This is a genomic window from Lysobacter defluvii IMMIB APB-9 = DSM 18482 (assembly GCF_000423325.1).
GTDB classification, from domain to species: Bacteria; Pseudomonadota; Gammaproteobacteria; order Xanthomonadales; family Xanthomonadaceae; genus Novilysobacter; species Novilysobacter defluvii.
This window is the reverse complement of the sequence record NZ_AUHT01000007.1, coordinates 135,191-160,176: the sequence shown is the minus strand read 5'-3', so window position 1 is coordinate 160,176 and position 24,986 is coordinate 135,191. Positions and strand designations below refer to the sequence as shown.

Annotated in this window: 25 protein-coding genes; 13 read left to right on the top strand and 12 right to left on the bottom strand. The window is 72.3% G+C overall.

All coding sequences use genetic code 11. From position 1 onward, the window contains the following. Nucleotides 1-387: 387 nt before the first annotated feature. The 4 genes from G545_RS0107275 (at nucleotide 388) to sppA (ending at nucleotide 5,442) form a co-directional block, all read left to right on the top strand. Nucleotides 388-1,425 carry a hypothetical protein gene (locus G545_RS0107275; RefSeq protein WP_027069801.1) on the top strand — a complete coding sequence of 346 codons (1,038 nt, stop codon included), beginning with the start codon at nucleotides 388-390 and terminating at the stop codon, nucleotides 1,423-1,425. After that, entirely contained in the window at nucleotides 1,412-2,056 is a 645-nt protein-coding gene (locus G545_RS15955) for a DUF3106 domain-containing protein (protein WP_161625777.1), read from the top strand. Before G545_RS0107275 ends, G545_RS15955 begins: the two co-directional genes overlap by 14 nt. Then, complete coding sequence (locus G545_RS13990; RefSeq protein WP_052347285.1) at nucleotides 2,037-3,485, top strand: MATE family efflux transporter; 1,449 nt, start codon at nucleotides 2,037-2,039, stop codon at nucleotides 3,483-3,485. The genes G545_RS15955 and G545_RS13990 overlap by 20 nt, the downstream gene beginning before the upstream one ends. A 64-nt stretch (nucleotides 3,486-3,549) precedes the next feature. Continuing rightward, nucleotides 3,550-5,442, top strand: a complete 1,893-nt coding sequence (gene sppA / locus G545_RS0107260) for a signal peptide peptidase SppA (RefSeq protein ID WP_027069800.1) — start codon at nucleotides 3,550-3,552, stop codon at nucleotides 5,440-5,442. 61 nt (nucleotides 5,443-5,503) lie between these two features. Here sppA and lptM read toward each other — a convergent pair whose 3' ends face one another. Beyond that, on the bottom strand, nucleotides 5,504-5,626 hold the full coding sequence (lptM, locus tag G545_RS16055; protein WP_269429834.1) for an LPS translocon maturation chaperone LptM: 123 nt from the start codon (nucleotides 5,624-5,626) through the stop codon (nucleotides 5,504-5,506). Nucleotides 5,627-5,711: 85 nt separating this feature from the next. Between lptM and G545_RS0107250 the strand changes: the two genes are divergently transcribed. Next, nucleotides 5,712-6,488: an SDR family oxidoreductase gene (locus G545_RS0107250; protein WP_027069799.1), complete on the top strand. Its 777-nt coding sequence runs from the start codon at nucleotides 5,712-5,714 to the stop codon at nucleotides 6,486-6,488. Here the strand turns inward: G545_RS0107250 and G545_RS0107245 are convergent. Beyond that, nucleotides 6,476-6,988 carry a winged helix-turn-helix transcriptional regulator gene (locus G545_RS0107245; RefSeq protein ID WP_027069798.1) on the bottom strand — a complete coding sequence of 171 codons (513 nt, stop codon included), beginning with the start codon at nucleotides 6,986-6,988 and terminating at the stop codon, nucleotides 6,476-6,478. The two genes, G545_RS0107250 and G545_RS0107245, sit on opposite strands and share 13 nt — an antisense overlap. Nucleotides 6,989-7,123: 135 nt before the next feature. Between G545_RS0107245 and G545_RS0107240 the strand changes: the two genes are divergently transcribed. From G545_RS0107240 to G545_RS16050, 3 genes are read left to right on the top strand one after another with little or no spacing between them, the layout of a single operon-like run. Continuing rightward, nucleotides 7,124-8,434, top strand: coding sequence for a D-amino acid dehydrogenase (locus G545_RS0107240; RefSeq protein ID WP_027069797.1), 1,311 nt, complete (start codon nucleotides 7,124-7,126; stop codon nucleotides 8,432-8,434). Next, nucleotides 8,413-9,564 (top strand): alanine racemase, encoded by a 1,152-nt coding sequence (gene alr / locus G545_RS0107235; protein ID WP_027069796.1) that lies wholly within the window; start codon nucleotides 8,413-8,415, stop codon nucleotides 9,562-9,564. The genes G545_RS0107240 and alr overlap by 22 nt, the downstream gene beginning before the upstream one ends. A gap of 36 nt (nucleotides 9,565-9,600) precedes the next feature. Beyond that, a complete protein-coding gene (locus tag G545_RS16050; protein ID WP_269429844.1) occupies nucleotides 9,601-9,735 on the top strand; it encodes a hypothetical protein in 135 nt (44 codons plus the stop codon). 14 nt (nucleotides 9,736-9,749) lie between these two features. On the opposite strand, the gene G545_RS0107225 is transcribed toward G545_RS16050, so the two are convergent. From G545_RS0107225 to G545_RS0107200, 6 genes are all read right to left on the bottom strand, one after another. After that, entirely contained in the window at nucleotides 9,750-10,616 is an 867-nt protein-coding gene (locus G545_RS0107225; protein ID WP_052347284.1) for a hypothetical protein, read from the bottom strand. Between the two features lie 50 nt (nucleotides 10,617-10,666). Continuing rightward, nucleotides 10,667-11,227, bottom strand: coding sequence for an L-threonylcarbamoyladenylate synthase (locus G545_RS0107220; protein ID WP_027069794.1), 561 nt, complete (start codon nucleotides 11,225-11,227; stop codon nucleotides 10,667-10,669). Further along, entirely contained in the window at nucleotides 11,227-13,716 is a 2,490-nt protein-coding gene (locus G545_RS0107215; protein ID WP_027069793.1) for a DNA topoisomerase I, read from the bottom strand. The genes G545_RS0107220 and G545_RS0107215 overlap by 1 nt, the downstream gene beginning before the upstream one ends. 156 nt (nucleotides 13,717-13,872) lie before the next feature. Next, the gene (locus tag G545_RS0107210; protein ID WP_027069792.1) at nucleotides 13,873-14,361 is read right to left on the bottom strand and encodes a DUF494 family protein; all 489 of its coding nucleotides are present in this window, start codon (nucleotides 14,359-14,361) and stop codon (nucleotides 13,873-13,875) included. A gap of 58 nt (nucleotides 14,362-14,419) precedes the next feature. Next, a complete protein-coding gene (gene dprA, locus G545_RS0107205) occupies nucleotides 14,420-15,547 on the bottom strand; it encodes a DNA-processing protein DprA (RefSeq protein ID WP_043711506.1) in 1,128 nt (375 codons plus the stop codon). Between the two features lie 82 nt (nucleotides 15,548-15,629). Then, nucleotides 15,630-16,784, bottom strand: coding sequence for a LysM peptidoglycan-binding domain-containing protein (locus G545_RS0107200; RefSeq protein ID WP_027069790.1), 1,155 nt, complete (start codon nucleotides 16,782-16,784; stop codon nucleotides 15,630-15,632). A 165-nt stretch (nucleotides 16,785-16,949) separates the two neighbouring features. On the opposite strand from G545_RS0107200, the gene def reads away from it, so the two are divergent. Genes def through rsmB form a run of 3 tightly spaced genes read left to right on the top strand, consistent with a single transcriptional unit; the run spans nucleotide 16,950 to nucleotide 19,684 of the window. Further along, nucleotides 16,950-17,462, top strand: a complete 513-nt coding sequence (gene def, locus G545_RS0107195) for a peptide deformylase (RefSeq protein WP_027069789.1) — start codon at nucleotides 16,950-16,952, stop codon at nucleotides 17,460-17,462. A 9-nt stretch (nucleotides 17,463-17,471) separates the two neighbouring features. Then, nucleotides 17,472-18,389: a methionyl-tRNA formyltransferase gene (gene fmt, locus G545_RS15950; protein ID WP_027069788.1), complete on the top strand. Its 918-nt coding sequence runs from the start codon at nucleotides 17,472-17,474 to the stop codon at nucleotides 18,387-18,389. Beyond that, nucleotides 18,386-19,684, top strand: coding sequence for a 16S rRNA (cytosine(967)-C(5))-methyltransferase RsmB (rsmB, locus tag G545_RS0107185; RefSeq protein WP_027069787.1), 1,299 nt, complete (start codon nucleotides 18,386-18,388; stop codon nucleotides 19,682-19,684). Before fmt ends, rsmB begins: the two co-directional genes overlap by 4 nt. Here the strand turns inward: rsmB and G545_RS13985 are convergent. After that, on the bottom strand, nucleotides 19,660-20,487 hold the full coding sequence (locus G545_RS13985) for a glycosyltransferase family 2 protein (protein ID WP_081677778.1): 828 nt from the start codon (nucleotides 20,485-20,487) through the stop codon (nucleotides 19,660-19,662). The two genes, rsmB and G545_RS13985, sit on opposite strands and share 25 nt — an antisense overlap. Before the next feature lie 66 nt (nucleotides 20,488-20,553). Here G545_RS13985 and G545_RS0107175 point away from each other — a divergent pair, with 66 nt between their 5' ends. Further along, on the top strand, nucleotides 20,554-21,396 hold the full coding sequence (locus G545_RS0107175) for a glycosyltransferase family 2 protein (protein WP_027069786.1): 843 nt from the start codon (nucleotides 20,554-20,556) through the stop codon (nucleotides 21,394-21,396). 4 nt (nucleotides 21,397-21,400) lie between these two features. On the opposite strand, the gene G545_RS0107170 is transcribed toward G545_RS0107175, so the two are convergent. The 3 genes from G545_RS0107170 to G545_RS0107160 are packed head-to-tail and all read right to left on the bottom strand — an operon-like array spanning nucleotide 21,401 to nucleotide 24,520. Continuing rightward, a complete protein-coding gene (locus G545_RS0107170; RefSeq protein ID WP_052347283.1) occupies nucleotides 21,401-22,942 on the bottom strand; it encodes a PH domain-containing protein in 1,542 nt (513 codons plus the stop codon). Further along, nucleotides 22,929-23,486 carry a PH domain-containing protein gene (locus tag G545_RS0107165; RefSeq protein ID WP_043711503.1) on the bottom strand — a complete coding sequence of 186 codons (558 nt, stop codon included), beginning with the start codon at nucleotides 23,484-23,486 and terminating at the stop codon, nucleotides 22,929-22,931. Before G545_RS0107165 ends, G545_RS0107170 begins: the two co-directional genes overlap by 14 nt. Next, entirely contained in the window at nucleotides 23,486-24,520 is a 1,035-nt protein-coding gene (locus G545_RS0107160; protein ID WP_407059629.1) for a lauroyl acyltransferase, read from the bottom strand. Before G545_RS0107160 ends, G545_RS0107165 begins: the two co-directional genes overlap by 1 nt. On the opposite strand from G545_RS0107160, the gene dtd reads away from it, so the two are divergent. Next, nucleotides 24,453-24,893 (top strand): D-aminoacyl-tRNA deacylase, encoded by a 441-nt coding sequence (dtd, locus tag G545_RS0107155; protein ID WP_027069782.1) that lies wholly within the window; start codon nucleotides 24,453-24,455, stop codon nucleotides 24,891-24,893. The genes G545_RS0107160 and dtd overlap by 68 nt on opposite strands. Nucleotides 24,894-24,986 lie beyond the last annotated feature (93 nt).

Here is a 24,986-nt window from a genome sequence, read left to right as displayed (position 1 = left end):
ACACTCCTGTCGGAAATCTTCGCAATCGGCTGCAAGTGCCCGTCGCCAAAGAGGAACTCTGCTTATCCACACCGCCTGTGGACAACTCTGTGCATTGGCCGTCGGCAAACCCGCGTAACGCCGATGCCACAAGCACTCCGGTTGGGTTGGTGAAAAAAACGCCAAGGCTCCTATTTCCTGTTATTTCAAGGGCTTGGCCGTGAAACATAGGCGTAACGAACGCTTTGAGCTTGCTGAACACCCGTTCAGACTGGACTTGCGCCCTCTGTGCAAAACCCCTTGTCGCCGCAGGCGCCCTTCACGCGCTGCCTGCAAGCCTGACCGCGCTTGGGGTTGCCCGTCGGCAACCCCCCGGCCGGTATGATCTGGCGATGATGAGGGCCCCCGATGCGTCCTGAGGTTTCCCCGACGGCTTCCCCCGCGCTGGCTGCGTTCCTGCGCGGGATCGAGCGCCGCGCCGCGGTGTTTGCCGAGCTGCAGTGCGGCGATGCCGCCACCGGCGACCGGGCGCTGGCGGCCGCGATGGCCGGGTTCCGGGCCAGTGCGGCGGAGGAGGACCCGGGGGCCGCCCACGTGATGTCGGCCTGGCCGGTCCGGTTCTGGAGCCTGCTGCTGGCCCGCCCGGAGCTGCTCGGACACGTCCCGGTGCGCGCGGAGCTTTCGTCGACCGACCGGCTCGCGTCACTGGGTGCCGGTCCGCGCGCGGCCCTGCTGCTGAGCCTGGCCGGCGGGCTCGACGAGCAGGGGGCGGCGAAGGTCCTGGGCGTGACCACCCAGGGGTACGGCGTCGCCGTGCGCCGCGCCCTGGCCCAGTTGGCGGGGAACGACGACCAGGACGCCCTGGCAACCCAGTGGCGCCAGCTGCGCGACCAGGTGCACCGCCGCATCAAGAGCCTGCCGCCGGACCGGCAGCGCGCCCTTGCAGGCATGCGCGCCGCCGCGCTGGCCGGCGCCGCCACGGATGCCGCGGCGACCGGCCCGGATCCAGGGTCGCCCCCCGCCCGGCCGCGCTGGCTGGTGCCCGCGCTGTGGGTCCTGCTGGCGGTGTGCGTACTGGCGTTCGTGGCGACTTTCTTTGGCGACGCACTGCGGGCGCGGCTGGCGGGTCCGGAAGAAGGCGAGGTCTGGAGCCGCTCGCTCGAGCGGGGGGAGGAGCCGGCCTCGCGCTACGACCGCCAGGTGGAGGTGCTGACCCACCGTGACTTCGAACTGCTCGCCGATCCCGGTGGCATGGACGATGCGCGGGAGCTGGGTTTCCATTCCTGGCTCGCCGCGCAGGGCGTGAGTGCCCCGGCCCCCGGTGCCGAGCCGGGACTCGCGCGTGCCGATACGCCGCGGTTGGCGCCAGGAGGACCGGCGGCCGCAGGGGATGCCGCCGCGCCAACCGGCACCGAGACGGTGGAGACCGACCATGAGCCGCACTGAGCGCCGCGCATGCTGGGCCGTGGTGCCGATGCTGCTGGCCGCGGGCGTGGCGCTTGCCGTGCCGCCTGGGCTGGAAGGACTGGCCGGGGTGTGGGACAAGCTCGATCCCTCGCGCCGCCAGCAGCTCCAGGAACGCGCGGCCACCTGGGAGCGATGGGACGAGGCACGCCGCCGCGCGTTCGTCGAGCGGATGACCGAGTGGGACGGCCTGGCTCCCGGCGAGCAGGCGGCATTCCGGGTGCGCTACCGGGCGTGGCAGGACCTGACCAACTACGACCGTGCACGGGTGCGCGCGGCCGCCACCGCGTACGCCGGGCTCCCGGATGACGAGCGGCGGGCGTTGCGCGAGCAGTTCGAGGCGCTCGACGTCAGCGAGCGCAGGGGCTGGCTGCTGGGTCCGGAACTCGGCGCCGATTACCCGGCGCTGCAGCCCCTGCTGGCCCAGGTGCCCGCGGACCAGCACGACGCGCTGCTGCGGGCGCTGCGCGGAATGGACGCCGTCCAGCGCCGGGACCTGGCGGTGCTGGTGCAGCGCACCGCCCCCCAGGACCGCGACCAGCTGCGGCGCGAACTCGTCTCCACCGCGGCCTCCAACCGGGGCCAGTGGCTGCGTGGACGCCTCGGGCGCTGAGGCCCGGGGCGCCGCGGCGCCGCGCTTCCGCCACGACGTCGCCCGCACCGCACTGCTGGCCGCGCCGCTGGTGGCCGGGCACCTGTCGACCGGGCTGATCGGCTTCGTCGACAGCGTGATCGCCGGGCGCCACGGCACCGACACGCTGGCGGCGGTGGCGGTCGGGACGGCGCTGTTCTGGCTCCCGATGATGGTGCCCCTGGGCACGCTGCTCTCGGTGCCGCCGGCGGTGTCGCAGCTGGACGGCCACGGACGGCGGGAGGAGGTCGGGCCGCTGTTCCGCCAGGCCATGTGGCTGGCCGCGGGCCTGGGACTGCTGCTGTTCTGCTTCCTCACCGCGGTGGTGCACGCGTTGGAGCCGATGGGGATCGCGCCCTCGATCGTCCCCGGCGCGACTGCGTTCCTGCACGGGATCCGCTGGGGCGTCCCGGCGCTGACCCTCTATGTGTGCATGCGCTACCTCAGCGACGGCCTGCACTTCACGGTTCCCGGCATGGTGCTGGGTTTCGGGGGGCTGCTGGTGCTGGTTCCGCTGGGCTACGTGCTGACCTGGGGCGCGCTGGGCTTTCCGGAGCTGGGGCCGGGTGGGCCCGGCTATGCCTCGGCGGTGATGCTGTGGTGCCAGGCGATCGCGTTCGCGCTGTACCTGTGGCGGGGCCGGCGCTTCGCCGGCCTGCGGCTGTTCGGGCGGTTCGAACCGCCGCGTTGGGCGCCGATCCGGCGGCTGCTCGCGGTGGGGCTGCCGATCGGGGTGACGGTGGCGATGGAGGGCGGGCTGTTCGTCGTCACCGCCCTGCTGATCGGGCGGCTGGGAGAGGTGCCGGCGGCGGCGCACCAGATCGCGATCAACGTTGCCAGCCTGTGCTTCATGGTGCCGATGGGGCTGGCGGAGGCGACCACCGTCCGGGTGGGGCATGCGCTCGGCCGGGGCGATGGCGACGGCGTGCGCCGGGCCGCGCGCGCTGGCCTGCTGATCGTGCTGGGGACGCAGGCGGCTTCGGCGCTGGTGCTGTTGCTGGGCAACCAGTGGGTGGTGGGCTTCTACACCGCCGATGCCGCGGTCGCGGCGACGGCGGCCGGCCTGATGCTGTACGCGGCGGCGTTCCAGTTCCCCGACGGGGTCCAGGTGATCAGTGCCGGCGCGCTGAGGGGGCTGGGCGACACGCGGGTGCCGATGCTGCTGGCGGCGGTGTCGTACTGGGGCGTCGGGATGGTCCTGGGGAGCATGCTGGGGCTCGGGCTCGGGGGGTTCGTCGAGCCGATGGGCCCGCGCGGCATGTGGATGGGGCTGATCGCCGGCCTGTCGGTGGCCGCGGTGCTGCTGGGACTGCGCTACCGTCGCTCCACCCGGCCACGGCGGCTCGATCCCCTGCTGCTCCGGCCCGGCAGCGTCGAGCTGCCCGGCGGCGTGAGTCCCGCCAGCGGGTGACCAACGGCGGATGCCGGCCCCCGGGCAACCCGGTAGTCTGCACGCGTTGCCACGGAGTCAAAGAATGAGCCAGCCTGCGCGTCGCGGCCCGATCGCCCGCTTCTTCATCGGCATCTGGGATGCGATGAACTTCACCCGGCGGTTGATCCTCAACCTGCTGTTCTTCTTCCTGCTGTTCCTGTTCGTCGCGATCCTGTCCTCCGGCGAGGGCATCGTGCCGCTGCACGGCCAGACCGCCCTGGTGGTCGCGCCGGAGGGAACGCTGGTCGAGCAGTACAGCACCGACCCGTTCACCCGCAGCCTGACCGAGGGGATGGGCCAGGGCGGAGGCGAGGTGCAGCTGCGCGACCTGCTGGCGGCGCTGGACCACGCCGCCGGGGACGAGCGCATCGAGCGCGTGGTGCTGGAGCTGGACGGGCTTTCGGGCGGGGGCATGGCGTCCTGGCGCGAGGTCGCCGCCGCGGTGGACCGCGTGCGCGCGGCCGGCAAGGAAGTGGTGGCCTTCAGCGAGGGCATGGGCCAGGGCGCGTACCTGGCGGCCTCGCACGCGGACGAGCTGTACATCGACCCGATCGGCGGCGGCGTGGTGCTGGAAGGCCTCGCCAGCTACCGCCCGTACTTCCGCGAGGCGCTGGAGGAGAAGCTCGGCGTCGACGTCCACCTGTTCAAGGTGGGCGAGTACAAGTCCGCCGCCGAGCCGTTCGTGCTCGACGCCGCTTCCCCGGAGTCCAAGGAAGCCGACCTGTACTGGATGAACGACCTGTGGCAGCGCTACCTGGGCGACGTCGGGGCCGGGCGCGGCATCGAGCCGGCACGCCTGTCGGCCGACATCGCCCGGCTGCCGGAGGACCTCGCCGCCGCCGGCGGGGACCTGGCCCGCTATGCGGTGGAACGCGGCCTGGCCGACGGCACCATGACCCGCGAGGAGTTCGGCGAACTGATGGCCGGGCGCGGCGTGGCCGACGAGGACGCCGACAACGGTTACCGGCAGGTATCGCTCAAGGACTACCTGGCCCACCTGGAAGGTGCCCTCGGCGGCGTGGTGGACGCGCGCCCGTCGGTAGCGGTGGTGGTCGCGGCGGGCCCGATCAGTGGTGGCAAGCAGCCCCCCGGTCGGGTGGGCGGGGAGTCCACCTCGGCGCTGCTGCGCGAGGCGCGCGACGACGACCAGGTGAGCGCGGTGGTGCTGCGGGTGAGCTCGCCGGGTGGCGAGGTGTTCGCCTCCGAGCAGATCCGCCGCGAGGTGGTGGCGCTGCGCGAGGCCGGCAAGCCGGTGGTGGTGTCCATGGGCGACGTGGCCGCTTCCGGCGGCTACTGGATCAGCATGGATGCCGACCGCATCTACGCCGATCCGTCGACGATTACCGGTTCGATCGGGATCTTCGGCATGTTCCCGTCGATGCCGCGCGCGCTGGACCGCATCGGCGTGCACACCGACGGCGTGGGCACCACGCCGATCGCCGGTGCCTTCGACATCACCCGCCCGCTCGACCCGCAGGTCGGCATGGTGATCCAGTCGGTGATCGAGAAGGGCTACCGCGACTTTACCGGGAACGTCGCGCAGGCGCGGGGGCGCAGCGTGGAGCAGGTCGACGAGGTCGCCCGCGGCCGCGTGTGGAGCGGTGCGCAGGCGATGGACCGCGGGCTGGTCGACGAGATGGGCTACCTGCGCGATGCCCAGGCGCACGCCGCCTCGCTGGCCGGGCTGGAGGAGGACGGCTACCAGGTGCGCTACCTCGAGAAGACCGGCACCCCGTTCGAGCAGTTCATGCAGGGCTTCGCCTCCAGCCGCCTCGGCGCGCTGCTGCTGCGCGACTCCGACCTGGTGCGTGGCCTGGCCGCCAGCGCGGTGCCGGGAATCGAACGCGACCTGGAGCTGTTCCAGGACGCCCTGCAGGTGCGGCCGGGTACTCCGGTCAAGGCGCTCGCGCACTGCCTCTGCGCCCCGGGCCTGTAGCTACCAATAGCCGGACATCCGGCGCGACGCGATACGCCGCCCGGAGGGCGGCTGTCGCGCCCTACGGCGAATCCCCTGCGGCCTGCGGTTCGGGGCGGTGCTCGGGTTCGGGCGGGTCGGGGCGCCCGCAGGCGGCGAGGACGAGGGCGGCCAGCAGGGCCGCGGCGGTCAGGGTCCTGCGCATGGCAAGCTCCATCGGCGGGATGCGGGGACGCGGCTATCCTAGGGGCCCGCGCGGCAAGGCCGCGTAGACCGTTGCGAGGAACATGATGGACCCCAGGCGCTGGCGGCTGGACGGACAGCTGGCGGTGGTGACCGGCGGCAGCGCCGGGATCGGGCGGGCAATCGCCCGCGAACTCGCCGGCTTCGGCGCCGACCTGCTGCTGGTCGGCCGCGACGCCGACGCTCTCGACGAGGTCCGCGAAGAGATCGCCGACCTGTTCCCGGACCGCGGACTGCACACCCACGTCGCCGACCTGGCCGACGGCACCGCGCGCGGCGCGCTGCTGGACCGCATCGAGGACCTCGGCGAGGGGCCGCACATCCTGGTCAACAACGCCGGCGGCAACCTGCCGCGCGCGGCCACCGACTACGCCGAGGACGAGTACCGGGGGATCTTCGAGCTCAACGTGTTCGCCGCATTCGAGCTGTGCCGCCAGCTGCACCCGCTCCTGGCCCGGCATGGCGCGGCGAGCATCGTCAACGTCGGCAGCGTCTCGGGCATCACCCACGTGCGCACCGGCGCGCCCTACGGCATGAGCAAGGCGGCGATGCACCAGATGACCCGCAACCTGGCCGCCGAGTGGGCCGGCGACGGCATCCGGGTCAACGCGGTCGCGCCCTGGTACATCCGTACCCGCCGCACCTCCGGCGCCCTGGCCGATCCCGACTACCTGGACGAGGTGCTCGATCGCACCCCGCTGGGGCGCATCGGCGAACCGGAGGAAGTCGCCGCCGCGGTGGCCTTCCTGTGCCTGCCGGCCGCCGCCTACATCACCGGCGAGTGCATCGCCGTCGACGGGGGGTTCCTGCGCTACGGCTTCTGAAGCCGCGGCTCGCGCCCGCCGCGCTCCGGGATCGGCAGGCTCAGGGTCTCCTTGGCCTCCTCCATCACGATGTAGCTCTTGGACTCGCGCACGTGCGGCAGCGCCAGCAGGGTGGTGCCCAGCAGCTTGCGGTAGGAGGCCATCTCCGAGATCCGCAGCTTGATCAGGTAGTCGAAGTCGCCGGACACCAGGTGGCACTCCAGCACGTTGGGCAGCTTGAGCGCGGCAGCGCGGAAGTCCTCGAAGATGTCGCCCGACTTGTACGCCAGGCTGATCTCCACGAACACCAGCAGCCCGGCGCCCACCTGGTGGGGGTCCAGGCGGGCGTGGTAGCCGGTGATCACGCCCTCGCGCTCGAGCCTGCGCACGCGCTCGGTGCACGGGGAGGTGGACAGGCCGACGCGCTCGCCCAGCTCGGTGAAGGAAATCCGGCCCTCCTCCTGGAGGATGCGGAGGATCTTGCGGTCGATCTTGTCGAGTTCGCGGCTGCGTACGGGCATATGGAACTGGATGATTGCTGAACCTGCCGGAAGTATCCCTGTTTTGACGGGAGAGTGCAGGAAATATCCTTGCTTGTGCCGTCCTATACTCCCGGCCGGGAAGGCGGGCGGTCCGCCGGCTACGGGGTTTTCGCAATGCGCGTGCTGGTGCTTGGTGGTGGGGTGATCGGCGTGTCCAGTGCCTGGTACCTGGCGCAGGCCGGGCACGAGGTGGTGGTGGTCGACCGGCAGCCGGAGGTCTCGCGGGAGACCAGCTACGCCAATGCCGGGCAGGTTTCCCCGGGCTACGCCTCGCCCTGGGCCGCGCCCAAGGTCCCGCTCAAGGCGGTGAAGTGGCTGCTCTCGCGCCACGCGCCGCTGGCGATCAAGTTGACCACGGACCCGCGGCAGTACCTGTGGATGGCGCGGATGCTGCGCAACTGCACCTCCGACCGCTACGCGGTCAACAAGGCGCGCATGGTGCGGCTGGCCGAGTACAGCCGCGACTGCATGGTCGAGCTGCGCGCCGCCACCGGCATCGCCTACGAGGAGCGGATGCTCGGCACTCTTCAGCTGTTCCGCACCCGGGCGCAGCTGGAGGACGCGGCCAAGGACATCGAGGTCCTGCGCGAGTACGGCGTGCCCTACGAGCTGCTGGACCGTGCCGGCGTCATCGCCGCCGAGCCGGGGCTGGCCCATGCGAAGGCGCCGATCGCCGGCGGCCTGCGCCTGCCGCATGACGAGACCGGCGACTGCGAGATCTTCACCCGCAAGCTGGCGGCGCTGGCGAAGCAGGCCGGGGTCGAGTTCCGCATGTGCAATCGCGTCGAGCACATCGAACACGACGGCGGCCGGGTCACCGGCGTGCGCATCGACGGCAAGGTGGAGACCGCCGACCGCTACGTGGTCGCGCTGGGCAGCTACAGCGCGCCGATGGTGCGCCCGCTGGGGCTGGACCTGCCGGTGTATCCGCTCAAGGGCTACTCGCTGACGCTGCCGATCGTGGACGCGGCGCGTGCGCCGGTCTCCACGGTGCTGGACGAGACCTACAAGATCGCGGTCACCCGCTTCGAGGACCGGATCCGCATGGGCGGCATGGCCGAGGTGTCGGGCTTCGACCTGTCGCTGTCGCCGCGCCGCCGGGCGACGCTGGAGAAGGTCATCAACGACCTCTACCCCGGCGCGGGCGACGTGCCGGGCGCGGAGCTGTGGACCGGACTGCGGCCGGCGACCCCCGATGGCACCCCGGTGGTCGGCGCCACCCGCTACCCGAACCTGTACCTCAATACCGGGCACGGGACGCTGGGCTGGACCATGGCCGCCGGTTCCGGGCGCTACCTGGCCGACCTGATGTCCTCGCGCCAGCCGCAGATCAGCACCGAGGGCCTGGACATCTCGCGCTATGGCGCCGGCAACCGCGCGCGCACGACCCAGGAGCTGGAGCCTTGCGCCCCGCCCGCGCGCTGATCGACCTGGGGGCGCTGCGCCACAACTACCGCCTGGCCCGCCGGCTGGGCGGGGGGCGCGCGCTGGCGGTGGTCAAGGCCGATGCCTACGGCCACGGCGCGGCCGCGTGCGCCCGGGCGCTGGAAGGCGAGGCGGACGGATTCGCCGTGGCCGCCATCGAGGAGGCGCTGGAGCTGCGCGAGGCCGGAATCACCGCGCCGGTCCTCCTGCTGGAGGGCTTCTTCGAGGCCGCCGAGCTGGAGCTCATCGACCGCCACCGGCTGTGGACCGTGGTGCAGGCGCCGTGGCAGTTGGAGGCGATCGAGCGCTTCCGGCCTTCGGCGCCGCTGCGCGCCTGGGTGAAGCTGGATTCCGGCATGCACCGCCTGGGGCTTTCGCCGGACGGATTCGCGGACGCCTGGAAGCGCCTGCGCGCGATGCCCCACGTCGACGGACTGGTTGCGATGACCCACTTCGCCCGCGCCGACGAGCTGGAGTGCGGACGGACGGCGGAACAGGCGGCGGTGTTCGAGCGTGTGGTGGCGGCGCTGGGTGAGCGGCCGGTGGTGAGCCTGGCGAACTCGGCCGCGATCCTGGGGTGGCCTGCGCTCGCTGAGCCCCCTCTCCCGCCTGCGGGAGAGGGCCGGGGAGAGGGCCGGGGTGAGGGCCCGCAGCCGCACGAGGGCCGCACATGGGCCCGCCCCGGCCTGATGCTCTACGGCGCCACCCCCTTCCCCGCACCCCACGCGCAAGCCGACCAGCTGCGCCCGGTGATGACGATCGAATCCAGGCTCATCGCCATCCGCGACCTCCCCGCCGGCGAGCCGGTCGGCTACGGGGCGCGCTTCGTCACGCCGATGCCGATGCGGATCGGCGTGGTCGCGATGGGCTACGCGGACGGCTACCCGCAGTTCGCCCCCGACGGCGCGCCCGTTTCGATCGACGGCCGCCCCGGCCGGCTGGCGGGGCGGGTCTCGATGGACATGCTGACGGTCGACCTGTCGGGGCACCCGGAGGCGACCGTCGGTACGCCGGTACAGCTGTGGGGCGACCACCTCCCGGCCACCGAGCTGGCCCGCCACTGCGGCACCAGCGCCTATGAGCTGCTGTGCGGGGTCAAGCGCGTGGCTCGCAGCTGGCGCGATTCCTAGCTACGCTTCCTGCCTGCGACAGGGAGAGGGGCGGGCATGGCACGGATCGGACGATTGTGGGCAGTGCCGGCGGCGGTCGCCGCCCTGTTGTTGGGGGGCATGGGCGAGGCCCAGGGCCTGGGCGCAAAGCTTGGGTGCCCGATCAGCGCGGTCTACCCGGTCGAGAGCTGACCGGGCCGCCGTGATCAGCAGTCGCTGGCCAGCCGCTGGGCGATGCGCCTGCGCTCGGCGGTGATCTCGCGCTGCTCGCCCTGCAAGGCGTGGTTGAAGCGCTGCCGCAGGGTCCAGCTGCGGTCGCGCAGCACCTGGCAGACCTCGGCCTGGGGCAGCGCGCGGCAGTCGTCCTGGACCCAGGTCCCACCCGCGGCATAGGGCACGTGCCCGCGGCCGTGGCCCCCGGGGCCGGTGCGTGGCGGGTCGCGTGGCTGGTCGGCCGGCAGCCGGGGCGAAGGCCGGCCGACGCCATCGAAGCGGAACCCGCTGCCGACGGCCGACCCCGCCGTCGACCCGGCGGCCGCCGGGCGCACCGGGGCCCCGATGGGGGGGCGCTGCCGCGGCGGCGGCAGGTGCCGGTGCGGTGCGTCGTACCCGCGCCCGCGCCCGTACCCGTATCCCAGCGTCCACAGCGGCACCCAGCGCGGGTTCCCGCTGCCGTCGTCACTGGTGTAGGTGGCGCCGTCGGGCGTGGTGCACTCGTACATCGGGGTGGGCGTGCGGACCACGAGGGTGCGGGCCGGCTGCGGCGCTTCCGCCGGTGGCGGGCCGGCCGGTGCCGCGGGCTCCTGCGGCAGGTCCGGGCGGGGTGGCGGATCCACCGGGCGCTGCATCGTCGACACGCGACGCTGGGCCTGTCCCGGGGCGCAGGGACTGTCGCGTACCACCGGCCGGCCGTCTTCGTCGGCGCAGTGGTAGATGGTCACCGTGCCGTCCTCCTGCGAAGCCGCCGGCGGGATTGCCAGGACCAGCCCCGCGGCGAGGGCGAGGAGCGGCGGCAGGCGGGCGCGCAGCGGGTGCATGCCGGACATCTTGCACCAGGCGCGCTCCGGTGGCATCGGGGGCAGCCCGAGGCTGGCCCGGTCCGCCGCGGTGCTGCCCAGCCGGGCTAGGGGCGCAGCACGCTCCCGTCGCGCGCATCGCGGATCCGCGTTGGCGAGGCGAGGGCACCGGTTTCGCCGCCGCAGACCGCATCGAGCAGTTCGACGAGGCGCGGATCCAGCTCCGCACGGCTGCGTGCCGGCGGCTCACCGGCCAGGTTGGCGCTGGTGGAGGTGACGGGGCCGAATGCGTCGCACAGTGCCGCGACCACGGGATGGGCGCTCACGCGCAGGGCGACGCCCTCGTGCCCGCCGGTGATCCAGCGCGGCACCCGGGCCGTGGCCGGGACGATCCAGGTGTTCGGGCCGGGCCAGCTGGCCAGGACCGCGTCGCGTCGCCCCGGTGGCAGCGCGTCCCAGTCGGCCAGGCCGACCAGCTGGGCCGGCGTGGCGGCGGCCAGGATCAGCCCCTTGTCCACCGGCCGCTGCTTGATCGCGAGCAGGCGCTCGACCGCGGCCCGGTCGAACGGATCACAGCCCAGGCCCCACACCGCCTCGGTCGGGTAGGCGACCACGCCGCCGGCGCGCAGCGCGGCGACGGTGCCGGCGATGTCCGGCGTGGCGGCCATCAGCCTGCCTTCTTCGCCACCTTCTTCGCGGCCTTCTTCACCGCCTTCTTTGCGGCTTTCTTCGCCGTGGCCTTCTTCGCCGTGGCCTTCTTCGCCGTGGCCTTCTTCGCCGTGGCCTTTTTCGCGGCCTTCTTGGCGACCTTCTTCGCCGCCTTCTTGGCCACCACCTTCTTGGCGGCCTTCTTGCCGAACCGCCCGCGCGCCGGCTTGCCGGTTTCCTCGATCAGCCGGGTGGCTTCCTCAAGCGTCAGCGAGGACGGCTCGACGTCCTTGGGGATCTTGGCGTTAAGCTGGCCGTTGCTGATGTACGGGCCATAGCGGCCATTGAGCACCTGGACGTCGCTGCCGTCCCACTCGCGGATGATGCGGTTGCGGGCGATTTCCTCCTTCTCCTCGATCAGCTGCACCGCCCGGTCGAGACCGATGGTGTAGGGATCATCTTCCTTGGTGAGGGAGGCGTAGGTGCTGCCACGCTTGGCGAAGGGGCCGAAGCGGCCGATGCCGACCGTGACCGGTTCACCATCGTGCTCGCCGAGCGTGCGCGGCATCTTGAACAGCTCCAGCGCCTGCTCGAGCGTGATCGAGTAGATGCTCTGGCCGGGCTGCAGCGAGGCGAACTTCGGCTTCTCCTCGTCCTCCACCGTGCCCATCTGGACCAGCGGGCCGTACTTGCCGATGCGCGCGCTGACCGGTCGGCCGCTGGCGGGGTCGTCGCCCAGGATCCGCACGCTGCCGGCGTCGACCTTGTCGAGCGACTCCTTCTTGTCCTCGACCAGCTGCTTGAAGGGGGTCCAGAACCGCTCCATCAGCGGTACCCACTCCTCCTCGCCGCGGCTGACGGCGTCCAGCTCGTCCTCCATCCGCGCGGTGAAGTCGTAGTCCACGTACTGGGTGAAGTGGCCGGCCAGGAACTTGCTCACCGCGCGGCCGACGTCGGTCGGCCGGAAGCGGCGGCTGTCCAGTTCCACGTACTTGCGGAACAGCAGGGTGGCGATGATCGAGGCGTAGGTGGACGGGCGACCGATGCCGTACTCCTCCAGCGCCTTGACCAGGCTGGCCTCGGAGTAGCGGGGCGGCGGCTCGGTGAAGTGCTGGGCGGTGGTGACCGCGTCCAGCGGGATCCGGTCGCCGGGCTGCATCGGCGGCAGCTTGCGGCCCTCGTCGTCGGCGTCGGCCGCGCGCTGGTCCTTGCCCTCCTCGTACACGGCGAGGAAGCCCGGGAACACCACCGTGGTGCCCGACACGCGGAAGGCATGGTCGCTGCCGGCGGCGAGTTCGACCGAGACGGTGTTGAGGGTGGCGGGGACCATCTGGCTGGCGACCGCGCGCTTCCAGACCAGCTCGTAGAGGCGGCGGCCGTCGTCGTCCAGGTAGCGCGCGACCTGCGAGGGCGTGCGCAGCGCGGAGGTCGGGCGGATCGCCTCGTGGGCCTCCTGGGCGTTCTTGGACTTGGACTTGTAGAAGTTGGGCTTGTCGGGGACCGAGTCGGTCCCGAAGTCGCGCGCGATCACGTCGCGGAGCTCGCCCAGCGCCTCGCCCGACAGGTGCACCGAGTCGGTACGCATGTAGGAGATCAGGCCGACGGTGCCCTCCTCGCCCAGCGACACGCCCTCGTACAGCTTCTGCGCCACCTGCATGGTGCGCTTGGTGGTGAAGCCCAGCTTGCGCGCGGCCTCCTGCTGCAGGGTCGAGGTGGTGAACGGCGGCGCCGGCCGGCGCTTGCGCTCCTTGCGGGTGACGTCCGTGACCTGGAGCACGCCGCCGGCGTCGCGGGTGATGCGGGTGCGCGCGTCCTCGGCGGTCTCGCCGTCGGTGATGGTGAACTGCTCGAACTTCTCGCCGTCCAGCTTCACCAGGCGCGCGTTGAAGGGTTGCGAGGGGTGGCGGCACTCGGCCTGCACGGTCCAGTACTCGCGTGCCTGGAAGGCCTCGATCTCCTCCTCGCGCTCGACGATCATCCGCAGCGCCGGGCTCTGCACGCGCCCGGCCGACAGGCCGCGCTGGACCTTGCGCCACAGCACCGGCGAAAGGTTGAAGCCGACCAGGTAGTCGAGTGCGCGCCGTGCCTGCTGGGCATCGACCAGCGGCTCGGCGATGCCGCGCGGGTTCGCGATCGCCTCCTTGATCGCGCGCGGGGTGATCTCGGTGAACACCACCCGCTGCAGCGGCTTGTCCTTCAGCAGGCCGCGCTCGCGCAGGATCTCGGCAATGTGCCAGCTGATCGCCTCGCCCTCGCGGTCCGGGTCGGTCGCGAGGTAGAGGTTCTCGGCGGCCTTGGCGGCCTTGGCGATCGCGTCGACGTGCTTCTGGTTCTTCTCGATGACGTCGTAGCGCATGGCGAACCCGTCGTCCGGGTCCACCGCGCCCTCCTTCGGCACCAGGTCGCGCACGTGGCCGTAGGAGGCCAGCACGGTGAAGTCCTTGCCAAGGTACTTGTTGATCGTGCGTGCCTTGGCAGGCGACTCGACGATGAGGAGGTTGCGGGCCATCGGGGGAAAGAGCCTGTGGTTGGGGGACGGGGCGGGGCGTGAAGGCGCAGGGCGCCGGGCCGCGCGTGCGGCGGCCGTCCCCGTCGGGGCGCGCACTATATCAAGAGGAATCACGCGGCCGCGGGGCTGTCAAGCCACGACGCTGCCGCGGAGCGGTCAATGCACGGGTTCCGGGTCGTCGGCGTACATCTGGGTCTCCATCCAGGCGTACGCGGCCTCGCTGCCGGGCTGGTTGAACAGGACCATCAGCACGACCCACTTCAGGTCGTCCAGGTCCAGGACGTCCTGGTCGAGGGCCATGGCGCGGTCGACCACCAGCTCGCGCTGGCCGGCGTCCAGGACCTTGTGCAGCTCCAGGAACTGCAGGAAGCCGCGCGCCTCGATGTCCAGCCGGTCCAGCTCGGGGCCGGCGTAGACCCGCACCGGGGCGTCGGCGCGCAGCGGCTGCGGCACCGGCCTCTGTCGCGCCAGCGCGTCCAGCCACTCGAACGCCTTGTTGATCTCCACCGGGCTGAAACCGGCCTGGCCGAGCTCGGCGATGAGGGCGGCGCCGTGGAGGTTCTCGTGGTCGCGGACGAGGTCGGCGTCCTCGGCGAAGTAGTGCTCGAACAGGTACAGCAGGACGTCCAGGATGCTTTCTTTCATTTCCTCGGCCTGCGCCGTGGGCGCGGTGGTCGACGGGATGCGCACGGGCGGGTGGTGCTCAACCGGTGCGGTACCAGCGGCCGTGCCGGGCCGCCACGCGTCCTTCCAGTTCCAGCGAAAGCAGCATGGACGACACCTCCGCGACGGTCAATCCGCTGCGCACGGCCAGTTCATCCAGGCTGCCCGGGTCGTGCGCCAGCGCACGCCACACCGGATCCGGAGGGGCGGCCGCCGGGTCGATCACGGCCCGCGGCGGCCCCGTCGGGACGCCCTGGATGGGGGCGGCGATCCGGCCGCGCAAGTCCCCGGCCAGCCGCGAAACCACCGGTGCGACCAGCTCCAGCACCTCGGCGGGGTCCTCGACCAGTGCCGCGCCGTCCCGGATCAAGCGGTGGCAGCCGCGCGCGACCGGGTTGCGGATGGAGCCGGGGAAGGCCATCACCTCGCGCCCGTACTCGCCGGCCAGGCGGGCCGTGATCAGCGCCCCCGAGCGCCGGGCCGCCTCCACCACGACGGTACCGACCGACAGCGCGGCGAGGATGCGGTTGCGGCTGGGGAACTGGCTGCTGCGCGGTCCGGTCCCGGGCGGGAGCTCGCTGGCCACCAGTCCGGTGGCGCACAGCCGGCGGTGCAGGGCGGCGTTGCGGCGCGGATAGGGCACGTCGGGGCCCGTGCCCAGTACCGCGAGGGTCCCGCCGCGGGCGTCGAGTGCCGCCTCGTGGGCGGCGGCGTCGATGCCTGCCGCCATTCCGCTGGCCACTACCAGGCCGGCGCGCGCCAGTGCGGAGCCGAGCTCCCTTGCGGTCTCCACCCCCACCGGGCTGGGCGAGCGGCTGCCGACCACTGCCACGCCGGGGCGCCACAGCAGTGCCGGGTCCCCGTCCAGGAAGAGCGCCGCCGGCGGGTTGCCGCCGCGCCGCAGCAGCGGCGGATAGTCCGGGTCGTGCCAGCCGAGCAGGTGCCGGCCGGGTACCTCCAGCCACGCGCGGGCCCGGTCGAGCATTGCCCCGTCGGGGCGCTGCAGCCGGGCCGACTGCAGCGGCGTCAGCCCGCAGGCACTCCACAGGGCGGGGCCCGCCGCCAGCGCCTCGGCCGGCGTGGCCTGCTCGAGCAGCCGGCGTGCTCCCTGGCTGCCGGGGCACGCGGCCAGCCGCAACAGGGCCTCGATGTCGTCATTGCGCTCCATGCCCGCCAGCGTGCGCCGGATACGACAACGGCGCCCTGGGGCGCCGTTGTGCTGGAACGTCGGAAAAGCCCGCCGCGCAGGGTCAGTACGGCGCGTCGGGGTGCTTGAGCTCCTGACCCACCTGCACCGGGCGCACGCCCTGCATGACCATGGCGTAGCTGACGTTCTCGAAGGTGCGGAACACCATCAGGTGCGCGGCATACTCGTCGGGAAGGCGGACCTCACTGCTGCGCGCGTACATGTCCTCGCTGCGTTCCCAGCCGCCGTGGGTCACGCGGTCGGGGACCGAGTCGCCTACCCGCCAGCTGGAGAACACGGTGCCGTTGTCGACGCCGTCGCGCGAGCCGACCGACAGCGCGACCACGTCACGCGGACCACCGGTACGCAGCATGTCCGCCACCGCCAGCACGCGCGCACGCCCGTACTCGAGCTGTTGCGCCGGCGGATGCGGGAAGAACTGCAGGTCGTACGGCTGCGCCTCGATCGGGATCAAGCGGTCGCCAACGCGGACCTCTCGGCCGCTGCCGTCGAGCAGGAGGGTGGACGCCTCGATGCCGCCGACCTCGCCGCGGCTGATGGTGCCCGTGTCCTGGCGCATCAGCTCGTAGCCCAGCAGCTCGTGGCCATGGTCCGGGACCACGGCGTTGGTCCACATCTGCTCGAAGTCGAGGTGGCGCTTGCCGCGGAAGTCCAGGTCGTCGCTGTGGAAGATGTCGCAGCACTGGGTGCGGTCCAGGCGCGTGTAGCGCTGGGTGGGGCGCACCACGGCGTAACGCTGGCCGGGCTGCGCGTCCGGCAGGCCCTTGACGTAGGCGACCTGGCCCTCGGCCCCGCGCAGGCGGTTCTCCTCCAGCCCGACCACGTGCGGGAGGTGCTCGAAGGCGTCGACGACGCGCAGGTCCTTCAGGAATGGTTCGATCTCCGCAAGCGGCACGCCGGTCAGCGGCTGCGCGGTACGCGGCCCCGGCGCGACCCGTGCGGCGACGCGGTCCAGATACGCCAGCGAGATCACGTCACCGGGGTAGATCAGGTGCGGGTTGGCGATCTGGGGATTGGCCTGCCAGATCTCCGGCCACAGCCACGGCCGCTCCAGGAAGCGCCCGGAGATGTCCCAGAGCGTGTCGCCCTTCTGGACCACGTAGGTGTCGGGATGGTCCCCGCGCAGCCCGTCGGCTACGGCGTAGGTGGCAATGGTCAACAGCGCTGCGGCGAAGACCGCGCGGATCGGTTTCAGCATGGCGTGTACCTGGCTCCCCTTCAGGTGCGCCCGTGCGTCACAAACCGACACGGGCAGGGCACTATAGCCCAGAAAATACGCGCCGTTGCAAGCGTTCAGCACCGGTCCGCGCTAGAATGGGCGTCCATTGCTTGTGTCTGTGACAGGCACCCCCATTTCCCGATCATGGCCCAGCTCCCCATCCTCGAGTTCCCGGATCCGCGCCTGCGCACCGTCGCCGCGCCGGTCGACGTCGCCCGGGTTTCCACGCCGGAATTCCAGCAACTCCTCGACGACATGTTCGAGACCATGTACGCCGCGCCGGGCATCGGTCTGGCGGCGAGCCAGGTGGATGTCCACCAGCGCTTCATGGTGATCGACGTGTCCGAGGAGCACGACCAGCCGCTGGTGTTCATCAATCCGGAGATCACCGCGCGCGACGGCGAGCAGGTGTGCCAGGAAGGCTGCCTGTCGGTGCCCGGCATCTTCGCCGACGTGACCCGCTCCGACACCATTACCGTCAACGCGGTCGGCCGCGACGGCCAGCCGTTCACGATGGACGCCGACGGCCTGCTGGCGGTCTGCATCCAGCACGAGATGGACCACCTGCTGGGCAAGCTGTTCGTCGACTATCTCTCGCCGCTCAAGCGCGAGATGGTGCGCAAGAAGCTGGCCAAGGCCCGCCGCAAGGCCGCGTAAGGCATCCCCTTGAGGATCGTCTTCGCCGGGACCCCGGAATTCGCCGTTCCCTCGCTCCGCGCCGCGGCCACGCGCGCGGAGGTGGTGGCCGTCTACACCCAGCCCGACCGGCCGGCCGGCCGCGGGCGCGGCCTGGTCGCCTCGCCGGTGAAGCAGGCCGCCACTGAAATGGGCATCGAGGTCCGCCAGCCCGCCAGTTTCCGCGACCCCGGTGCGGTCGAGGCGCTCCGCGCGCTGCAGCCGGACCTGATGGTGGTGGTCGCCTACGGACTGATCCTGCCGCAGGCCGTGCTCGACATCCCGGCCGAGGGGTGCTGGAACGTGCATGCCTCGCTGCTGCCGCGCTGGCGGGGCGCCGCGCCCATCCAGCGCGCGATCCAGGCCGGTGACGCCGAGACGGGCGTATGCCTGATGCAAATGGAGCGCGGCCTGGATACCGGCCCGGTGCTCCTCGAACAGCGCACCGCGATCGCGCCCGACGAGACCGGCGGGCAGCTGCACGACCGGCTGGCGGAGATGGGGGCCTGGGTCCTGGCCGACGGCCTCGGCCTGTTGCGCGCCGGCATCGCCCCGGTCCCGAGGCTGCAGCCAGCGGAAGGCGTCACCTACGCCCACAAGCTCGACAAGGCCGAGGCAAGGCTGGACTGGGCGCGTCCGGCGGCCGAACTGGCCAATACCGTGCGCGCCTTCAACCCCTGGCCGGTGGCGGAAGCCGCGCTGGCGGGAGAGCGCGTGCGCATCCACCAGGCCATGGCCCTGGACGTGGAGCACGCCGCCGGACCCGGCACGGTGCTGGCGGCCGGCCGCGACGGCATCGACATCGCTTGCGGCGAGGGCGCGTTGCGGCTGCAACTGGTGCAGCGCGATGGCGGCCGTCCGCTCGCCGCCGCCGACTACCTCAACGGCCGGCCGGGCCTGGTCCCGTGAACCCGCCCCCGGGCACCGGTACCCGGGTGGCCGCCGCGCGCGTGCTCGACGCGGTGCTGCATCACGGACGTTCGCTGAAGGCCGAGCTGGCCACCGCCCTGCCGGGACTCGGGGACACCCGCGACCGCGCACTGGTGGAGGCGATCTGCCTGGCGGTACTCCGCAACGCGCCGCGCTATGACGCCGCGCTGGCCGCCTGGCTGCCGCGCCCGCTGGCGCGCCGGGACCGTCCGCTTCGTGCCTTGCTGCTGGCCGGTTTCGCCCAGCTCGATCCGCTGGGGTTGCCGCCGCACGCAGCGGTGGGGGCGACGGTGGACGCCGCGCGGGCACTGGGCCGCACCCACCAGGCCAAGCTGGTCAATGCACTGCTGCGCCGCGCGTTGCGCGAAGGCCTGCCGGAGGCGGATGCGTCGGCAGGGTGGCCTGGCTGGTTGCTGGACCAGGTGCGTGCGGACTGGCCGGGGGATGCCGACGCGATTCTTGCCGCCAGTGCCACGACGCCCCCGATGTGGCTGCGCGTGAATACGCGCGTCGCGACCCGCGAGGACTGCAAGCGCGAACTGGAGAAGGCGGGACTCGAGGCGATGGTGGAGCCGCTGTTGCCCGACGCGCTGCGCCTGGACCGGCCGGTCCCGGTCGCGGCGCTGCCCGGATTCGCGGATGGTCGCCTCTCGGTCCAGGATGGCAGCGCCCAGCAGGTGGCCGACGCGCTTGCGCCCGTCCCGGGTGCCCGCGTACTGGACGCCTGCGCCGCGCCGGGCGGCAAGGCGGCCCACCTGCTCGAGCGCGACCCCGGGCTGCGGCTGCTCGCGCTCGACGTCGACGCGGGGCGTGTCGGCCGGATCGAGTCGAACCTGGCGCGTCTCGGCCTGGAAGAAGCCGCCACGCTGCGCACCGGCGACGCGGCAGACCCCGGCGCATGGTGGGACGGCGAACCCTTCGACGCGGTGCTGCTGGATGCCCCGTGCTCGGCGACCGGTGTGGTCCGCCGCCACCCGGACGTGCTGCTGCATCGCCGCGCAGCCGACGTGGATGCGCTGGTCGCCCTGCAGTCGCGGCTGCTTGACGCCACCTGGCGCACCCTCGTGCCGGGCGGCGTGCTGGTCTATGCGACCTGCTCGATCCTGGCCGCGGAGAACCGCGACCAGGTTGCCGCTTTCCTCGCCCGGACCCCAGATGCGTCCGCGGAGCCGCTTCCCGATGCCTTCGGCCGCGTCTCTGGCGAGGGCAGGCAGCGGCTGCCAGGGGAGCAGGGCATGGACGGCTTCTTCTATGCCCGGGTGCGCAAGGCCTGAGCCGGCCCGGGCTGCCGGTCGTGGCCCGTTTGCTCCAGCCCGTTCTGCAGCAGCCACAACCGGACTGCCTTCTGCCGCGCCGTCCAAGCGGTGACGTAGGCGTAGACCAGCCCCGGCCAGCCATCGAGGAAGCCGCCTCGGAGCACGTAGCCGCGGAAGAACCGCCAGGCCGGCCCCAGCAGCAGCTTGCCCAGGCTGGCCCGCTTTCCACGGGCATGGGCATGCTCGGCCATCATCCGCGAGTACTGCATGCCCTTGGCCAGCTGGTGGTCGAAGGAGCGAAAGGGCCGGTGCAGCAGGTCACCCGGCAAGGTGACCACCTCGCCGTCCACGGTTGCGGCTTCGTGGATCTCGCGCTCGCCGCGCCAGCCGCCGCGTCGGCGGTCGAACAGCCGCAACTTGCGGTCCGGATAGGCATTGCCGTGGCGCAGGTAACGTCCGAAATATTCCGAGCTCCTGGCGAACCGGTAGCCCGCGGCGCCTGCAAAGCCGCGTTCCTGCTCGGCGATGATCGCGGCGGCGAGCTCCGGGCTGAGTGACTCGTCGGCATCCAGGCTGAGGATCCAGTCGTGGCTCGCCTGCTCCACTGCGAACTGCTTCTGGCTGCGGAAGCCGTCGAAGGGACGTACCACGACCCTCGCGCCCGCCTCGCGGGCCAGCTCCCGGGTCGCGTCGGTCGACCCGGAGTCGACCACCACCACCTCGTCGCAGAAGGCCAGCGACGCAAGGCATTCGCCGATCCGGTCGGCCTCGTTGTAGGTGATCACGGTGGCCGAGATCTTTGACCGCTGAACGTGGTCCATGGGCGGGCATGCGGTGGGCGGGGGCGACAGGGTACCCTTGCCGCCCCTGCCCCGGACACCGCGGACGTGCCCCAGACTCCCGCAGCCAGCGTCGTGTTCACCACCTACAACCAGCCCGACTGGCTGGAGAAGGTGCTGGTGGGCTTCGGCGCCCAGGACCGCACCGACTTCGAGGTGCTGGTGGCCGATGACGGCAGCCGCGCCGAGACCCGCGAGCGCATCGAGGCCGTGGCCGCCACCCTGCCGGTGACGGTGCGCCACCTGTGGCAGCCCGACGACGGCTTCCGCAAGTGCGAGGCGATGAACATGGCCATCGGCCAGGCGGCCTCGGACTACCTGATCTTCACCGACGGCGACTGCATCCCGCGCGCCGACTTCGTGTCCACCCACCTGGCGCTGCGCGAGCCCGGCCGGTTCCTGTCCGGCGGCTACCACAAGCTGCCGATGGAGACGAGCCTGGCGATTGGCAACGACGACATCCGCAGCCAGCGCTGCTTCGACGCGGCCTGGCTGGCGGAGCGGGGGATGCCGTCCTCGTACCGCAACATCAAGCTCACCGCCGGGCCGGCCCTGCGCCGCGCGCTGGACGTGCTGAGCCCGGCCCGGGCGAGCTGGAACGGCCACAACGCCTCTGGCTGGAAGGCCGACATGCTCGCCATCAACGGCTTCGACGAACGCATGCGCTACGGCGGCCAGGACCGCGAGTTCGGCGAACGGCTGGAGAACGCCGGCATCCGCGGCAAGCGCATCCGCTACCGGGCGATCGTGGTGCACCTGGACCACAAGCGCGGCTACGCGACGCAGGAGAGCATCGAGTTCAACCGCAAGCTTCGGGCCGAGACCCGCTCCAGCCGCCGCAGCTGGACCGAGCACGGCATCGTGAAGGGGCCGCGCCCCGGCTCCGCCTGAGGGCCTACCAGCGCAGCGGCCGGCGGGCCAGTTCGCCCGCCAGCCGATGTTGCAGCGCCAGCGCCCGCCGCAGCGGAAGGAACGGGATGCGCAGGGGCGGCCCCAGCGCACCGGCGCCGGCCGTGTCCAGCACCAGCGTCGCCGTGCCCAGGCGGCGGTCCACCGGGTTGCGGCTGACCCGCAGCGCCTGCAGTTTGTCAAGCTCCGCCCAGTACCAGTGCCGGCTCCACCAGCCGGTGCGGAACGCGGCCAGCCGGCCATTGAACGCCCAGCCCATGCGCGCGGCCTGCCGGCGGGCCTTGAAGGCCGCCCAGGGCAGCCAGAGGGCCGCAAGCAGCCCAGGGGCGCCGAAGCGCCAGCACAGCACCGTGGTCGCCACCGCCACCAGCGGCAGCGAGGGCCAGAACAGCCGCCACCAGGTCGCGGGACGGAACGGCATCCACTCCATCCGGTCCCAGCCCGACCCCGGCAACAGGTGGGCGACCAGCGCCCGGCACTGCTCCGGCGTCCCCACCGGCACCAGCTCCCGCAGGCTCCTGGCGTCTTCCTGCCCCCCGCCGGTCGCGATGTCGACCTTCAGCGTGCGCCGGTCCAGCAGCCGGTGGATCACGCCTTCCTGCATCCGCCAGGCCTGGATGCGGCGGCGCGGGCTGCTCGTACGCCAGCGTGCCAGCAGGCCGCGCTCCACGGTCAGGCGCCGCCCGTATTCGGCCAGGGTGAAGCCATGGAACTGCAGCAGCGCCAGCAGCACCGACAGCAGGCGCACGCCGAGCAGGGCGGCCAGCAGCAGGGTGGTCCCGGCGACCACCCATTGCGCGGTATCGAAGCCGCTGGTGTCGACCCAGCCGAACAGCCAGCGGCCCAGTGCCTCGAAGATGCGCGCCGCGTTCTCGCCTGACTGGCCGACCAGCGCGAACGCCGCGGCCACCAGCACCATGCCGCGGTTGGAGATGATCCCCAAGCGCAGCAGTTCCCCGGCCGGCAGGTGGTGCAGCACCGTGCGGGATGCCGCCGCGCCTTCCGGGCGGTCACGGTTGGCAGCGGCATCGGCGACGGAAGGCTGGCCCGTACCGCTCCCGGGCGCGGTTGCACCGCGGTGGCGGATCAGGTCCTCCAGCGCCAGCGCCTGGTCGAGCCGGAGCACGCGCATCTCCGCCTCGGGCTTCTTGCCGCCGGCGGACTCCAGCCGCACCGAGGCCACGTCGAAAAGGCGGTGCAGCAGCGTCTGGTCCACGGCGACGTTGTGGATGCGCCCATAGGGAACGACCCGCACGTTGCGCGACAGCAGCCCGGTGCGCAGCACCAACTGGTCGGCCTCCGGCTGGTAGCGGAAGGCGAAGTAGCGCCACAGCGAGGCGGCCACGAGGACCGCCAGGCCGGCCAGCGGCCACAGTTCGCTGCGGTCGCCCTGCCCGAAGACCACCAGCGCCAGCAGCGGGACCAGGAACTGGCGCAGCTGGGCGATCAGCTCGAACAGCCACGACATCGGGTGCAGCCGATGGCCCGCCGCGACGGCCGCCGGCGCGGCGGGGTCAGGCGTCGTCATCGTCTTCGATCCGCCGCGACAGCCGCTCGCGCAGGCGCTCGGCGTCGGCGGCGTCCATGTGCGGGACGGTGACCGCACTCGCCGCGCTGCCGGCGGTATGCACGACCAGGCTGGACACGCCGCGGCGGCGCTGCAGCGGGCCGCGCTGGATGTCCAGGTGCTGCACCCGCGTCGCCGGGACCCGCGTCTCGCTCCACCACAGCCGGCCGCGGCGCACGCTCAGGCCCTTGTCGTCCAGCCGCCACGCGGTGCGCTGGTACTGGCGCACCGCCAGCCAGCAGCCCCAGAGCCCCAGTACCAGCAGGCCGCTGGCGGCTCCCTGCAGCATCGGCGGCAGCGGGGACGGCAGGTCCAGCCGCCAGGAGGCGAGCAGGCCGGCCAGCCCCCCGAGGACCAGGCCCGCGATGGCCAGCCCGATCCCGGTATCGAGCAGGAACAGCAGCCGCGCCGCGGGCGGCAGCCCGCGCCAGCCGGTGTCGCCGGTCCAGTCCGTGCCAGGCAGCGCCTGCTCCGGTGCGGTCTCGTCCATGGGCGATTGCGTCATCAGCGATAGCACTCCGGCCAGTACGGGTTGTCCTCGCCGCGGCCCGAGGGCTGCAGCGAGTAACGCTTGTAGGTCCACTGGTACTGCACCGGGTCGCGGCGGGCGACGCGCTCGACCTCGGCGTTCAGCGCCGCCACCGCGCGCGCCGGGTCCGGGTCGGCCACGGCCGGATCGGCCGGTTCCAGGTGCAGGGCGAAGCGGGGGCGGCCTCCGGGCCCATGGCCGGGCAGGCGCTCGCACCAGGCCAGCAGCACCGCCGCGCCGGTGCGCGCGGCGAGCTTGCCGAACAGGGTCATGGTCAGGGCCGGCACGCCGAAGAAGGGCGCGAACTCGCCCTCTCCGCCGCGCGGTTGCTGGTCGGGAAGGATCCCGACCACGCCGCCGTCGCGCAGGTAGCGCAGCAGCTGCCGGACCCCGGCGGTCTCCGCCCGCACCTGGGTGACGCGGTCCTCGTCGGCGCGGACCAGCTGCAGGAAACCTTCCATCACCTTCGAGGAGGGCGGTGCATACAGGATCGACAGCGGGGTACGGGCGGCCAGCCACCGGTTGAGCAGCTCCCAGTTGCCGAAGTGGGGCGCCGCCAGCACCACGCCCCGGCCGGCGGCGATCGCCTCGTCGAGGTACCGGGTGCCGTGCATCTCCACGATCAGCGAATCCAGGTTGCCGCGGCGGGTGCGCGACCAGATCGCCACCGTCTCCATCGCCTGGCGTGCGGTGGTGTGCATCACCGCACGCTTGAGTTCCGCGCGCTCACCCGGGTCCATTCCAGGGAAGGCCAGGCGCAGGTTGCAGTCCGTCACCCTGGACTCGCGCCGGTTGGCGGCGAGGTTGCGCGCGGCGATGCGGTCGCCCAGCCACCACAGCCAGGGCCAGGGCAGGCGGCCCACGAGCAGGGCGCACAGGTACAGGAGGCGGGCGGCGAGTCGGCTCATCGCGGGCAGTGTAGCCAGCGGGTAAGCTGGCGCGATGCTGGCACTGATCCAACGGGTGGAACGCGCCTCGGTGAGCGTCGGTGGCGAGGTGGCCGGGAGCATCGGCGCGGGCCTGCTCGCGCTGGTCGGGATCGAGCCCGGCGACGGGCCGGCCCAGGTCGAACGGATGGCCCGGCGGCTGCTCGGCTACCGCGTCTTCGCCGACGGTGCCGGCCGGATGAACCTGGGGCTGTGCGACACCGGCGGCGGGCTGCTGCTGGTCAGCCAGTTCACGCTGGCGGCCGACACCAGCCGCGGGATGCGTGCCGGTTTCAGTACCGCCGCTCCGCCGGACGAAGCTGAACCGGTGTTCAACCTTCTGGTGGAAACGTGCACCCGGGTTCACGAGGGAAGGGTGGAAACCGGCGTGTTCGGTGCCCATATGAAGGTGGACCTGGTCAATGACGGCCCGGTGACATTCCTGCTGCGGTCCTGAATGGACGCAGCAGGGAAGCCGGCTCCAGCGCCGCCGGCGGGGTGGAAAGCCCCGCCGCTGGTATACTGGAGCGTTTCTCCCCATCCCCAACCC